The sequence below is a fragment of the Montanilutibacter psychrotolerans genome (assembly GCF_003719825.1).
GTDB lineage: Bacteria > Pseudomonadota > Gammaproteobacteria > Xanthomonadales > Xanthomonadaceae > Montanilutibacter > Montanilutibacter psychrotolerans.
In genome coordinates, this window is sequence record NZ_RIBS01000007.1 from 1 (window position 1) to 12,366 (window position 12,366).

11 protein-coding genes and 1 pseudogene are annotated in these 12,366 nt (G+C 68.3%); 9 read left to right on the forward strand and 3 right to left on the reverse strand.

Annotated elements, in window-relative coordinates; all coding sequences use genetic code 11:
- Positions 1-308: 308 nt before the first annotated feature.
- The 3 genes and pseudogenes from EER27_RS13560 to EER27_RS13570 all read right to left on the reverse strand — a co-directional run.
- Complete coding sequence (locus EER27_RS13560) at positions 309-1,385, reverse strand: polyketide cyclase (RefSeq protein ID WP_123088670.1); 1,077 nt, start codon at positions 1,383-1,385, stop codon at positions 309-311.
- Positions 1,386-1,627: 242 nt separating this feature from the next.
- Positions 1,628-2,269 carry a response regulator gene (locus tag EER27_RS13565; protein ID WP_123088671.1) on the reverse strand — a complete coding sequence of 214 codons (642 nt, stop codon included), beginning with the start codon at positions 2,267-2,269 and terminating at the stop codon, positions 1,628-1,630.
- Between the two features lie 18 nt (positions 2,270-2,287).
- A pseudogene (locus EER27_RS13570) lies at positions 2,288-3,295 on the reverse strand (sensor histidine kinase); the annotation flags it as partial.
- A gap of 339 nt (positions 3,296-3,634) precedes the next feature.
- Between EER27_RS13570 and EER27_RS13575 the strand changes: the two are divergent.
- From EER27_RS13575 to EER27_RS13615, 9 genes are all read left to right on the forward strand, one after another.
- Positions 3,635-4,237 (forward strand): GNAT family N-acetyltransferase, encoded by a 603-nt coding sequence (locus tag EER27_RS13575; protein WP_123088673.1) that lies wholly within the window; start codon positions 3,635-3,637, stop codon positions 4,235-4,237.
- An 11-nt stretch (positions 4,238-4,248) separates the two neighbouring features.
- Positions 4,249-5,001, forward strand: coding sequence for a septum site-determining protein MinC (minC, locus tag EER27_RS13580; protein WP_123088674.1), 753 nt, complete (start codon positions 4,249-4,251; stop codon positions 4,999-5,001).
- 25 nt (positions 5,002-5,026) lie between these two features.
- Positions 5,027-5,836 (forward strand): septum site-determining protein MinD, encoded by an 810-nt coding sequence (gene minD, locus EER27_RS13585; RefSeq protein ID WP_123088675.1) that lies wholly within the window; start codon positions 5,027-5,029, stop codon positions 5,834-5,836.
- Between the two features lie 4 nt (positions 5,837-5,840).
- Positions 5,841-6,110: a cell division topological specificity factor MinE gene (gene minE, locus EER27_RS13590; RefSeq protein ID WP_123088676.1), complete on the forward strand. Its 270-nt coding sequence runs from the start codon at positions 5,841-5,843 to the stop codon at positions 6,108-6,110.
- A gap of 148 nt (positions 6,111-6,258) precedes the next feature.
- Positions 6,259-6,768, forward strand: a complete 510-nt coding sequence (locus EER27_RS13595) for a hypothetical protein (RefSeq protein WP_223807353.1) — start codon at positions 6,259-6,261, stop codon at positions 6,766-6,768.
- 215 nt (positions 6,769-6,983) lie between these two features.
- Complete coding sequence (locus EER27_RS13600) at positions 6,984-8,987, forward strand: M2 family metallopeptidase (protein WP_123088809.1); 2,004 nt, start codon at positions 6,984-6,986, stop codon at positions 8,985-8,987.
- Positions 8,988-9,181: 194 nt separating this feature from the next.
- A complete protein-coding gene (locus EER27_RS13605; RefSeq protein ID WP_123088677.1) occupies positions 9,182-9,604 on the forward strand; it encodes a hypothetical protein in 423 nt (140 codons plus the stop codon).
- Positions 9,605-9,780: 176 nt separating this feature from the next.
- Complete coding sequence (locus EER27_RS13610; protein ID WP_123088678.1) at positions 9,781-10,872, forward strand: aromatic ring-hydroxylating oxygenase subunit alpha; 1,092 nt, start codon at positions 9,781-9,783, stop codon at positions 10,870-10,872.
- Positions 10,873-10,948: 76 nt separating this feature from the next.
- Positions 10,949-12,280, forward strand: a complete 1,332-nt coding sequence (locus tag EER27_RS13615; protein WP_223807340.1) for an amino acid permease — start codon at positions 10,949-10,951, stop codon at positions 12,278-12,280.
- The last annotated feature ends 86 nt before the right edge of the window (positions 12,281-12,366 follow it).

Below are 12,366 nucleotides of genomic sequence, written 5' to 3' on the forward strand. Positions count from 1 at the left end.
CTCGCAGTCTCAGGGCGCAAACAGTCTCTCCCTGCACCGATCCGAGTGCCCCCGGATCACCAGCCCATCGCTGGTGGGTTGAAGATACAAGGGCGCAATAACCCAAGGGCATTGCGCCGGAATCGTGTACGTCGAAGTGGACCTTCATCGCGCGTCCCATACCGCTACGTCGAGGTGGATCTCCATCGCACGCCCCACACGGCGCATTACGCCTTCGGCTAATGCGCCCTACGAATCCTGGAGAAGCGCCAAAAAAAACGCGCCGCATAAGCGGCGCGCTTTCTGTTACCTGGAGCGACGATCCGGGCTTACTTGATTGCCCAGACCTCCTCGAAATCGCCTTCTTCGGTGAAGCCGGCGTCGATGCCGTTCTTCCACACGTCGTACGGGCGCTCGTTGGGCTCGTAACCGCGGGTCAGTGCCCAGCCACGCAGGGCGTCACGCACCTTGGCGAGGTTGGCCATGTGGCCCTTGAACGGCACGACCGCGATGCGGCTGGGCTTCTGGAACACGGCCTTGACCTGGGTTTCGCCCGGGTTGATCGTCAGCTCGGTGGCTTCGCCCGTCGCGCCGACCTTGCGCACCGGCATGGCGACGTCGAACGAGTAGCTCTCGGAGCTGAAGTCACTGGTGATCAGGCGCAGCGGACCGGCGGATTCGAGGCCGTTGGCTTCGATGACCTTGTTGATCCACTGCAGGCTGCTGCTCATCGCCTGCTGCACCTTCTCGTTGCTGCGGTCGACCTGCACGCTCATGACCAGCAGGTTCTCGGCCGGGCGCTCGCCCAGCTTCGGCGCCATGGCCGGATCGTCCTTGGAGAGCTCTGCGTAGTCGTAGTTCGGCACCGTCGCCAGCATGCGCGTGATGCGCGACAGGCCGAGCTTGATGTCTTCGCCGACATTGCTGCTGACGTACAGACCGGCGTAACGGCCGATCAGGTTCCAGCCGTAGTCGACGTCGTAGGTCTGGGTGATCTCGACGTTGCGACCACCCTTGCCGGTGTTCTTGAAGCTGAACTTGCTGCGCTTGTTGGTGCCGCGCTGGATGTCGGTGATGGCGAAGGAGACGCTCTCACGCGGCACCGTGTCGGTGATTTCCCAGCTGCCGTTGCCCAGGCGCTTTTCCTGCGACGTGTAGTCGAGGCGTGCACCGACGCCCGTCTCGGGGCCGGAAAGCTTCAGCTGCATCGCCGGATCGCGCAGCACCAGCGGGTTCCAGTCCTTGAAGCGGCGAAGGCTGTTCAAGGTGTCGTACACGATCGTCAGCTTGCGGTTGGTCTCGACCGAGTGCGACAGATGTCGGCTGGACGGCAGCAGCACGCCCACGATCAGGAACAGCGCGGCGACGATCGCCAGTGAAATCAGGAGCTCGATCAGACGGGTCATTCAGGTTCTCCAGGGCCGGGCCCGGGTCGGGCCGGGGCGCAGACCCGGCATCGTATCAAGGAAGCCGCGCCGGCGGCAGCCACCCCGGAGGTGAAAGTCCGCGCCTTCGCCATGACATTCGGTCATCAGGGCAGGAGCGGCGATCGGCAGGGCCTGCGCCCTGCCCGCCACGGCCGATGGCGCGTCTCGGCCGGGGCGGCAGCGCCCAGGCCCGGCGTCGGGCCGGACCGGGCGCCGATCAATCAGACCAGTTGCAGCTCGAAGGCCTTGAGCACCGCCCGGGTGCGATCGCGCACGCCGAGCTTGGACAGGATGTTCGACACGTGGTTCTTGATCGTGCCCTCGGCGACGCCCAGCGAATTGGCGATCTCCTTGTTCGAGAAGCCACCGGCCATCAGCCGCAGGATCTCGGTCTCGCGCTCGGTCAACGGGTCGGGCCGGTCGAGGCTGACGAAATCGTTGCGCATGTGCTCCAGGCCCGACAGCAGGCGCTGGGTCATTGCCGGCTGGACCAGCGAGCCGCCGGCGCTGACGGTCTGGATGGCGCCGACCAACTGCTCCAGCGAGACGTCCTTGAGCAGGTAGCCCTTGGCGCCGGCCTTGAGTCCGGCCAGCACCAGCTGGTCGTCGTCGAACGTGGTCAGGATGATCGTCGGCGGCAGCGTGCCCAGCCGTGCCAGCGCCTGCAGCGCTTCCAGGCCGGACATCACGGGCATGCGCATGTCCATCAGCACCACGTCGGGCTTGAGCTGCGGGATCACGTCGACCGCCTGGCGGCCATCGCTGGCCTCGCCGATCACCTCGATCCCTTCGGCCAGCGAGAGCAGCGAGCGCACGCCCTGTCGCACCAGGGTTTGGTCGTCTACGAGCAACACGCGGATCATCGGGCACATCTCCTTGGGTCAGCTGGCGACATCGACCGCCGAAGCGGGCAACGTCAGGTGCAGGCAGAAGCCGGCATTGGGACGGGTTTCGATCTGCAGGTCGCCACCATGTTGCGCCAATCGCTCGCGCATGCCGCGCAGGCCATTGCCGCTGGCGACGGTATCGGCGCCACGGCCGTCATCACGCGCGTCCATCGCGATCATGCGGCCTTCCCGGCGCGCGGTGATCCACAGGTTGCGGGCGCCGGCATGGCGTACGGCGTTGGTGATGATTTCCTGCGTGCAGCGCAGCAGCACGTGCGCGCGCTCGGGATCGTCGAGCGTCAGCGGCGCCTCGATCTCCATGTGGATGTCCAGCGACGGCACGTTCTCGGCGAGCGGCCGGAGCGCCAGCGACAGGTCGATCGCGCCGTCGTCGCGCAACTGGCTGACCGCCTCGCGCACGTCGGTCAGCAACAGTCGGGCGAGCGTGTGGGCCTGCTGCACGTGTTCCTTGACGCGGCCTTCGGACAGGTGGCCGGCCACTTCGAGATTGAGGCTCAGGGCGGTCAGGTGGTGGCCCAGCAGGTCGTGCAGCTCGCGCGAGATGCGAGTGCGCTCGTTGATGCGCGCGCTCTCGGCCAGCAGCAGCCGGGTCGCGCGCAGTTCGGCGTTGAGCCGGCGCTGCTCCTCGCGCGCCTGCGCCTGCTGCCGGGCGACCAGGCTGGTGACGAACACGAACACGCAGAAACCGGCGTACAGCACCGACTGCAGCAGGGCATCCACCAGCGGGAAGTTGAAGCCCCGCACGAACACCGGCACCACCGCGAACTGGCTCAGCACCAGCCACGCCACGCCGGCGCGCAGCGGCAGCAGCCACGGCAGGACGCACGCGGTGGTCATCAGCAGCACGCTGCCCAGGCCACTGACGCTGTAATAGCTGACCGCGATCGCGCTGCCGGTCAGCACCAGCAGGCCCAGCAGGTCGAGCGCGGTGGTCCGGCGGCTGCCCAGCGACCGGGTCAGCCAGACATAGCTGAGGCCGAAGACCAGGTACGAGGCCCAGCCCGGCAACGCCATCGGCTGCAGGCCGAGCGTCTCTTCGGGGTACTCGCCGGTGACCTCGATCGGCGACAGCCACGTGTACAGGAGCGGCAGCCCTACCACGGCCCAGGTGAAGAGACCGGCGTAGCGCAGGAGTCGGGTATGGTTCAGGCGGGCCAGCATCGTAGGGATGCTAACCCTCGCGGGGCATTGCCGAGCCACCCGAAAGTCATGGGCCGGCCAATCGCCTCCCCGCCGCGGTCGCCGCCACCGGTGCGCCATGCGATAATCGCGTGTCGGCCGTCCTCACGCGGCCGGTCAAACGCAACCCTGGAGCCCGGAATGTCGATCGTCGTCCGCGACGTGCGCGAGCACGAGCTGGATTCCGTCCTTGCACTGAACAACGCCGCCGGCCCTGCGATCCTTCCGCTGGATGCGGCCAGACTGCGTCACTTCTTCGAACGCGCAGAGTATTTCCGTGTCGCCGAGCGCGACGGAACGCTGGCGGGCTTCCTGATCGGCATGGGCAGCCATTCGGATCACGACAGCAGCAACTTCCGCTGGTTCCGGGAGCGCCACCCCGACTTCTTCTACATCGACCGCATCGTGGTCGCCAGCCGCCGTCGCGGCGGCGGCGTCGGCCGTGCGTTCTATGCCGATGCGCAAAGCTATTCGGAGCTTCGCTACCCGCAGATGGCCTGCGAGGTGCTGCTGGACGAAGGCATCATCGATCCGGTGCTGCTGTTCCATGGCAGCTTCGGTTTCCGTGAGGTCGGCCAGCACGTCATGCCGGAAACCGGCCTGCGCGCGGCGATGCTCATGAAGGAGCTGTGCAGTTTCGACTGGGTCCGCCAGACCTATGGCCCGCAGCTCCCGCGCGAGGCGTGGATCGTCGAGCCGCGCAGCGCCTTGCTCGCGCCCCGCCAGACCGGTACGTGCCAGTGAGTGCGGTGGGGATGGACTACGAGCAGGCCGGCGAACTCCGGATCGGCCAGGTCGGTATCGCCAACCTTCGAGTGCGCACCCTGGACGTGGCGCGCATGGTCGCCGAAATGCGCGATCGCGTGCAGCGCGCACCGCACCTGTTCGGCCGCGCCGCTGTCGTGCTCGATTTCGGCGGCCTCAGCCGCACGCCCGACGCCGCCACCGCGCAATCGCTGATCGATGGCCTGCGCGATGCCGGTGTGCTGCCCGTGGCACTGGCCTATGGCACCAGCGAGACCGAGCGGCTTGCCGAAGCCCTGGGCCTGCCCTTGCTGGCCAAGTTCCGCGCCCAGTACGAACGCGCCGACGCGGCCCCTGCCCCGCACCGCCCCGAGCCTGAACCGGTCGCCACCGCGCCGGCTCCGGCCGCCGTTGCGCCGGCAAACAGCAACGCCAGTCCCGGCATGATCCAGTCCACACCGGTACGCTCGGGGCAGCAGGTCTACGCTGACAGCCGCGACCTGACCGTGCTGACCACCGTCGGCGCGGGCGCCGAGGTGATAGCCGACGGATCGGTGCACATCTACGGACCGCTGCGCGGCCGCGCCCTGGCCGGCGCGCAGGGCAACGAAAAGGCACGCATCTTCTGTCGCGAGTTCCACGCGGAGCTCGTTGCGATTGCAGGTCATTACAAGGTACTGGAAGACATTCCGTCGGAACTGCGCGGCAAGGCGGTGCAGGTCTGGCTCGAAGACGAACAATTAAAAATCGCGGCACTTGAGTGATGCCGCAACAACGGAGGAACGTGTTTTGGCCGAAATCATCGTAGTCACCTCGGGCAAGGGCGGCGTCGGCAAGACCACGACCAGCGCCAGTCTCGCCTGCGGGCTTGCCCGCCGCGGCCACAAGGTCGCCGTCATCGACTTCGACGTTGGCCTGCGCAACCTCGACCTGATCATGGGTTGCGAGCGCCGTGTCGTGTACGACTTCGTCAACGTCGTCAACGGCGAGGCGACGCTCAAGCAGTCGCTGATCAAGGACAAGCGCTTCGACAACCTGCATGTGCTGGCCGCATCGCAGACCCGCGACAAGGACGCGCTGACCGCCGAGGGCGTGCAGAAGGTGCTCGACGATCTCGCCGCCGACGGCTTCGACTACATCGTCTGCGACTCGCCGGCGGGTATCGAGAAGGGCGCCTACCTGGCCATGTACTTCGCCGACCAGGCGCTGGTGGTGGTCAACCCGGAAGTGTCGTCGGTGCGCGACTCCGACCGCATCCTGGGCCTGCTGGCCAGCAAGACCCGTCGCGCCGAGAAGGGCGAGCGCGTCAAGGAACACCTGCTGCTGACCCGCTACAGCCCCAAGCGCGTGGAAACCGGCGAGATGCTCAGCGTCGGCGACGTCGAGGAGATCCTCGGGCTCAAGACCATCGGCGTCATCCCCGAGTCGGGCGACGTCCTCAACGCTTCCAACAAGGGCGAGCCGGTGATCCTGGACACCGAATCCGACGCCGCCCAGGCCTATGACGACGCCGTTGCCCGCCTGCTCGGCGACACCCGCCCGATGCGGTTCGTGCACGTCGAGAAGAAGGGCTTCTTCAGCAAGATCTTCGGAGGCTGACCGCATGGGCCTGTTCGACTTCCTGACTGCCAAGAAGCAGACCGCCTCGGTCGCCAAGGACCGCCTGCGCATCATCGTCGCGCACGAGCGCTCCGCCGGCCGCGGCCGCGGCGGGCCGGACTACCTGCCGATGCTGCAACGCGAGCTGCTCGAGGTGATCCGCAAGTACGTCAACGTCGATGTCGAAGCGGTCAAGGTCGACCTCGTCAAGGAAGGCGAACACGACGTCCTCGACATCTCGGTGGCATTGCCCGAGCCCAACGTGCAGGCCTGAGGCCGCACGCGCCGTCCCGGAACATTCCACCGGGGCGGCGTGGCATTCCCGGACGGCCTGTCCTCCAGGCACCGCCCGTACCTTCGTCCACCTCGCACCGACCCATGCCGCGGCCACGCTGCCAAGCCGACGCCCCGCCCCCACTTCGATCCGCTCCGTGCTGACGCTTTCCGACATTGCCTTTGCCGACGCCCATGACCTGCTCGCCCGCTATGGCCTGCAGTTGCATGCGGTCGCCGATGGCGTGGCGATTCCCGGCAGCTACTGGGGCGAATGCGAAGCCGGCCTGGTCGGCGCCAATGTCTACGCGCGGGGCGACACGCCCGTGCACTCGCTGCTGCACGAAGCCTCGCACCTGATCGTGCTGCCCCCCGAGCGTCGCGCGGTGGTGCACACCGACGCCACCGACTCGGTCGAGGAGGAAGACGCGGTCTGCGTGTTGCAGGCGTTGCTGGGCGACGCGTTGCCCGGCGTCGGCCGCGCACGCGTCCTGGCCGACATGGACCACTGGGGCTACACCTTCCGGCTGGGTTCGGCGCAGGCCTACTTCGATCACGATGCCGACAGCGCCTGGCAATGGCTGCACGCGCGCGGCCTGGCCGATGCCGGGCGCCGTGTCCTGCTCGAACCTCCCTTCGGCGCCGCAGACGCTGCCTAGATCTGCCGTCGAAGCCGGCCCGCCACCACCCCAGCGCACCACGGCGCCGGGTACCTGATGCGCCCCGCCGCCCGCCCACCCGCCGTCCCATCGGCCACGCCCGGCAAGCAAACCCCGCACCAGGCGTCAGGTCGGCGACTTGCGCGCCTGCGCACCCAGCCACTAGCCTTCGGGCTTCCGCGCGACTTGCGCGAGCCTTACCGGAGATGTTCCGCATGAAACCCGTCCGCGCGTTGATCGCGCTCAGCATCACTGCCGCCGTGCTCGGCCTCTCCGGTTGCAAGAAGGAGCCGTCGCCGTCGACCACGGGTTCCACCACGCCGGCCTCCAAGCCGCCGGAAGGCGAGACCGCCGACCAGTTCGTCGCACGCGTCAACAACGAGCTGCGTGCGATGTACCCCGAGCTCAGCGCCGCGCAGTGGCTGTCCAACACCTTCGTCAACAGCGATACCGAGCTGGTCGCGGCCAAGGCCAACGAGCGCTACCTGCTGCAGCTCAACAACTGGATCGAACAGGCCAAGCGTTTCGAGGGCCAGAAGCTGTCGCCGCAGACCGCGCGCGCCATCCAGCTGCTGAAGCTGCAGACCGCGATGCCGGCCCCGCACGAACCGGCCAAGCTTGCCGAACTGACCCAGATCGTCAGCCGGATGGACGGCACCTACAGCAAGGGTCGCTACTGCGGCAGCGACAAGAAGTGCCGCCAGCTGGGCGAGCTTGAGGACGTCCTGCGCAGCAACCGCGACTACCAGGCCCAGCTCGATGCCTGGCAGGGCTGGCACACGATCGCCCAGCCGATGCGCAAGGACTACTCGCGCTTCGTCGATCTGGTCAACGAAGGCGCCGACGAAATGGGCTTCGCCGACACCGGCGAGATGTGGCGTTCGGGCTACGACATGAGTCCGGTCGAGATCGCCGCCGAGACCGACCGCCTCTGGGGCCAGGTCAAGCCGCTGTACGAGCAGCTGCATTGCTACACCCGCACGCGCCTGGAAGCGAAGTACGGCGCCGACAAGGGCCACGTCGCCGGCGGCATGCTGCCTGCCCACCTGATGGGCAACATGTGGCAGCAGGACTGGGGCAACCTGTGGGACGTGCTGGCGCCGTACAGCGCCGAACAGGCAGGCAACCTGGACATCACCGGTGCGCTCCAGGCGCAATACACCACGGCGCTGCAGGCCGAGCGCGCGAAGTTCAGCGGCCAGCCCGGCGTGGTTGAACAGGCGCAGATCGAGCGGGACGCGCAGGAAGCCGTCGCGCGCAAGATGACCGAGCGCGCGCAGGACTTCTACACCTCGCTTGGCATGCCCGCGCTGCCGAAGAGCTACTGGGCCAACACGCAGTTCACCAAGCCGCGCGACCGCGACGTGGCCTGCCACGCCAGCGCGTGGGACATGAACATGGCCGGCGACGTGCGCACCAAGATGTGCATCAAGCCCAACGAGGAAGACTTCACCACCATCTACCACGAGCTCGGCCACGTCTATTACTACCTGGCCTACAACAATCAGCCGCCGCTGTTCCAGCAGGGCGCGCACGATGGCTTCCACGAGGCGATCGGCGACACGATGGTGCTTGGCATGACGCCGGGCTACCTGCAGTCGATCGGCATGGTCGGCGTGCAACAGCCCAGCAATGAAGCGCTGATCAACTCGCAGATGCGCATGGCGCTGGCGAAGGTGTCGTTCCTGCCGTTCGGCCTGATGATCGATCGCTGGCGCTGGGGCGTGTTCGACGGCTCGATCAAGCCCGACCAGTACAACCACGCGTGGTGGCAGCTCAAGGCCAAGTACCAGGGCGTGGCGCCGGTGACCGCACGCGGCGAGGAGTTCTTCGACGCCGGCGCGAAGTACCACGTGCCGGCCAACACGCCCTACACGCGCTACTTCCTGTCGCACGTGCTGCAGTTCCAGTTCTACCAGTCGCTGTGCAAGGCCTCCGGTCACACCGGCCCGCTGCACGAGTGCAGCTTCTATGGCAACAAGGAAGCCGGTGCGAAGTTCCAGGCGATGCTCGGCAAGGGCAGCAGCCAGCCCTGGCAGCAGACGCTGAAGGAACTGACCGGCGGCGAGAAGATGGACGCTTCGGCGGTGCTGGAATACTTCGCGCCGCTGCAGGCCTGGCTGAAGCAGCAGAACGAAGGCAAGACGTGCGGCTGGCAGCCCGAGGGCGTCGCCGCCGCGGCGTCGAAGCCGTCTGCGGCCAAGCCCGCGCAGGGCTGACACGGCAGACCTTCGACGAGGCGGACCGGACGGCGCGCCGGTCGGTTGGGTGGTTTCACGGAAGGCCGGCGCAAGCCGGCCTTCCGTCTTTCCGGGGAGGCCGCGGGGCGCCAACGGCCACGTAGGGCACGGTCTCCACGATTGCGCCGGCTATCATTCCCCCAGCCGCATCCCGTCGCGGCCGGAGTCCGGTGATGTCGAAGAATTCCAAGGTGCGCCGCGCCGCGCGCAAGAAACTCACGTCACGATCGCGACGGGTGATCGCGCCCAAGCCGCCCGTCGGGCCGGTCGAGGCCCATGCGGAACTGCGCGATGCCGACGGCAGCCTGCTGGGCGGCATCGCCCGCCGCGACGGCGAATGGGTGCTCGGTCTAGACGGCCAGATCGCCGGTGGCAGCGCCAGCGCGGCCACGGTGCTCGCCCTGCTGCAACGCGCCGCCAGCAGCCGCCAGCGCGCCGGCCAGGCGATCCGCATCAAGTTTTCCGATGCCCTGCGCGACGAAGCCCAGCGCGAAGCCGGCGAACAGGGCCTGAGCCTGGAGGAATTCCAGCAACGACTCGAACGGGAACTTGACGGACGCGCCGACGCGCTCGGCGCGCCGGTGACACAGCACTGAGCCCCCGCCTGGCCCGCGGCCGACGGACCTGACGCGCCGGCCATCGTCGGCCGGAACCGCGCGCCATGCAGCCCGCGCGCCAGCCACATCGGGATGGCGCGGACCGGTCGGCGGACAGCGGCCAAACGCCAGACCATGCCCTGCCCCAGGGCCGGCGAAGCGGCGATACTGCGGCGATGGACCCCTCCGACGACCTGTATCTGATCGCCCAGCCGTTGGCGCACGCGACGGCGCTTCCGGCGCACTTCTATACCGACCCGGCGATGGTCGCGCGCGACCGCCGTGCGGTGTTCGACCGCGGCTGGCAGCTGCTGGCCCACGTCTGCCAGTTGCAGGCCGCCGGCGACCATGTGGTCGGCGATTTCGCCGGGTTGCCGGTGATCGCCGTGCGCGGGGCGGACGACGTAATCCGGGTGTTCCACAACGTCTGCCGGCACCGCGCCGGACCGATCGCGAGCTGCGATGGCCTGGCCGCGAAATCGCTGCGCTGCCGCTACCACGGCTGGACCTACGGCCTCGACGGCGTGCTGCGATCGGCACCGGAAATGGGCAGCGCCGAGGACTTCAACGTCGCCGACGTGCGCCTTCCGCAACTGGCCGTGCGCATCTGGCAGGGCCTGGTGTTCGCCGTGGTGGACGAGGCGCACGCGCCGTCGTTCGACGCGTTCGTCGCCGGCATCGACGCACGCCTGGGCGCGGACCGCGGCCTGGAGCACTACGGCCACCACCATCGGGTCGGCTACGACGTGGCCTGCAACTGGAAGGTCTACGTCGACAACTACCTCGAGGGCTACCACGTCCCGCACATCCATCCCGGGCTGAACAAGCTGCTGGACTACCGCAGTTACATCACGCAGACCGCGCACTGGTATTCGTTCCAGTTCAGCCCGCTCGAAAGCGGCGACGGGCTGTATGGCGACGGCGACGCGCTGTACTACTGGCTGTGGCCCAACACCATGCTCAACATCCTGCCCGGCCGCCTGCAGACCAACCGCGTGGTGCCGCTGGGCGCAGACCGCTGCCGGGTCGAGTTCGATTTCTACTACACCGCCGACGACTCCGGGCAAGCGCGCGCGCGCCGCGAGGCCGACCTGGCGTTCAGCGACGAGGTGCAACTGGAGGACCTGACAATCTGCGAGGACGTTCAGCGCGGACTGGCGTCGGGCTCGTACCAGCCAGGCCGGCTGAACCCGTTGCGCGAAAACGCCGTGCACCACTTCCACGAATTGCTGCGCGGTATCTACCGCAACGCGTCCGCCGAGCCGTGACGGCGGCGGCTGCCCCCGAAGGTGCCGGCGACGGCCGGCCACGATCTCCACCCACCGACACCGCCAGGGCCAGCGAATGACCAACCCCAGTAGCGAGGTCCCCGCCGGGACGGACAACGCCATCGGCGCCGGGCCCGCGCCAGGCGGCAAGCGCCCGCTGGGCTTCTGGTCGGCCACCGCACTGGTGGTGGGCAGCATGATCGGCTCGGGCGTGTTCCTGCTGCCGGCGGCGCTTGCGCCGTATGGCGCCGCCAGCCTGGTCGGCTGGGCGGTGACGGTCGCCGGCGCGCTGTTGCTGGCGCTGGTGTTCGCCCGGCTGGCGATGCGATGGCCCCACACCGGCGGGCCGTACGTGTTCGCCCGGCTGGCGTTTGGCGACGTCACCGGCTTCGTGGTGGCGTGGAGCTACTGGGTGTCGGTGTGGTGCGCGACCGCGGCGATCGCCGTCGCGTTCGCCGGCAGCATCGGCGCGCTCTTTCCCGCCGCCACCGCGACGCCACTGCGCGCCGCGGGCTGCGCGCTGGCGGCCTTGTGGCTGTGCAGCGGTATCAATATCGCCGGCGTGCGTGAGGCCGGCCGCATGCAGCTGCTGACCACGGTGCTGAAGCTGCTGCCATTGCTGCTGTTCGGTTTCGTCGCACTGTGGTTCGTCGAGCGCGGCAACCTGACGCCGTTCAATCCGACCGGCGACTCGCTGCCGCAGGTCGCGCAGGCCACCGTCGCGCTGACGTTGTGGGCATTGCTGGGACTGGAAGCCGCCACCGTTCCGGCCGGATCCATCCAGGATCCCGAGCGCACCGTGCCACGCGCAACGATGGTCGGCACGCTGATCGCGGGCATCGCCACGGTACTGGCGTGCACGGCCGTCCTTGGCGTGTTGCCCGCCTCGGTGCTGCAGCAATCGTCGGCGCCGATGGCCGATGCCGCGCGCGTGCTGTGGGGGCCGAGCGCTGGCGTGCTGCTTGCTCTGGTGATGGCGGTGTCGTGCCTGGGCGCGCTCAACGGCTGGGTGCTGGTATCGGCGCAGGTGCCACTCGCGGCGGCCCGCGACGGCCTGCTGCCGAGTGTGCTGTCGCGCGTCGATGCACGCGGCACGCCGGTGGTGGGAATCCTGGTCAGCAGCGGCCTTGCCAGCGTGCTGGTCGCCAGCAACTACAACGCCTCGCTGGTGACGGTGTTCACCTTCTCGATCCTGCTTTCCACCGCGGCCACGTTGTTGCCGTACGTGGTCAGCAGCGCCGCGTGGCTGCTGCGAGGCCACGGTGCCGGCAGCCGCATCGCCGCGGCCGGCGCGCTCGTGTACAGCCTGTACGCCCTGCTCGGCACCGGCGCGCAAGCGTTGATGTGGGGCGCGGTATTGGTCCTGGCAGGCCTGCCGATCTGGCTTGCCATGCGCTTGCGTCGGTAACCCTGGACGAGCCACCCACCGCCACCGCACGGCGGGCCCGCGAAGTTTGCGCGATCGTGGTTTTCGAGCGCGCGGTGACATCGGGT

What these genes read in the sequence shown, in the direction of transcription:
- EER27_RS13600 (WP_123088809.1), top strand. Translation starts at nt 6,984, where the DNA reads ATGAAACCCGTCCGCGCGTTGATCGCGCTCAGCATCACTGCCGCCGTG.
- EER27_RS13605 (WP_123088677.1), top strand. Translation starts at nt 9,182, where the DNA reads ATGTCGAAGAATTCCAAGGTGCGCCGCGCCGCGCGCAAGAAACTCACG.
- EER27_RS13575 (WP_123088673.1), top strand. Translation starts at nt 3,635, where the DNA reads ATGTCGATCGTCGTCCGCGACGTGCGCGAGCACGAGCTGGATTCCGTC.
- EER27_RS13560 (WP_123088670.1), bottom strand. Translation starts at nt 1,385, where the DNA reads ATGACCCGTCTGATCGAGCTCCTGATTTCACTGGCGATCGTCGCCGCG.
- EER27_RS13610 (WP_123088678.1), top strand. Translation starts at nt 9,781, where the DNA reads ATGGACCCCTCCGACGACCTGTATCTGATCGCCCAGCCGTTGGCGCAC.
- minC (WP_123088674.1), top strand. Translation starts at nt 4,249, where the DNA reads ATGGACTACGAGCAGGCCGGCGAACTCCGGATCGGCCAGGTCGGTATC.
- EER27_RS13565 (WP_123088671.1), bottom strand. Translation starts at nt 2,269, where the DNA reads ATGATCCGCGTGTTGCTCGTAGACGACCAAACCCTGGTGCGACAGGGC.
- minE (WP_123088676.1), top strand. Translation starts at nt 5,841, where the DNA reads ATGGGCCTGTTCGACTTCCTGACTGCCAAGAAGCAGACCGCCTCGGTC.
- EER27_RS13615 (WP_223807340.1), top strand. Translation starts at nt 10,949, where the DNA reads ATGACCAACCCCAGTAGCGAGGTCCCCGCCGGGACGGACAACGCCATC.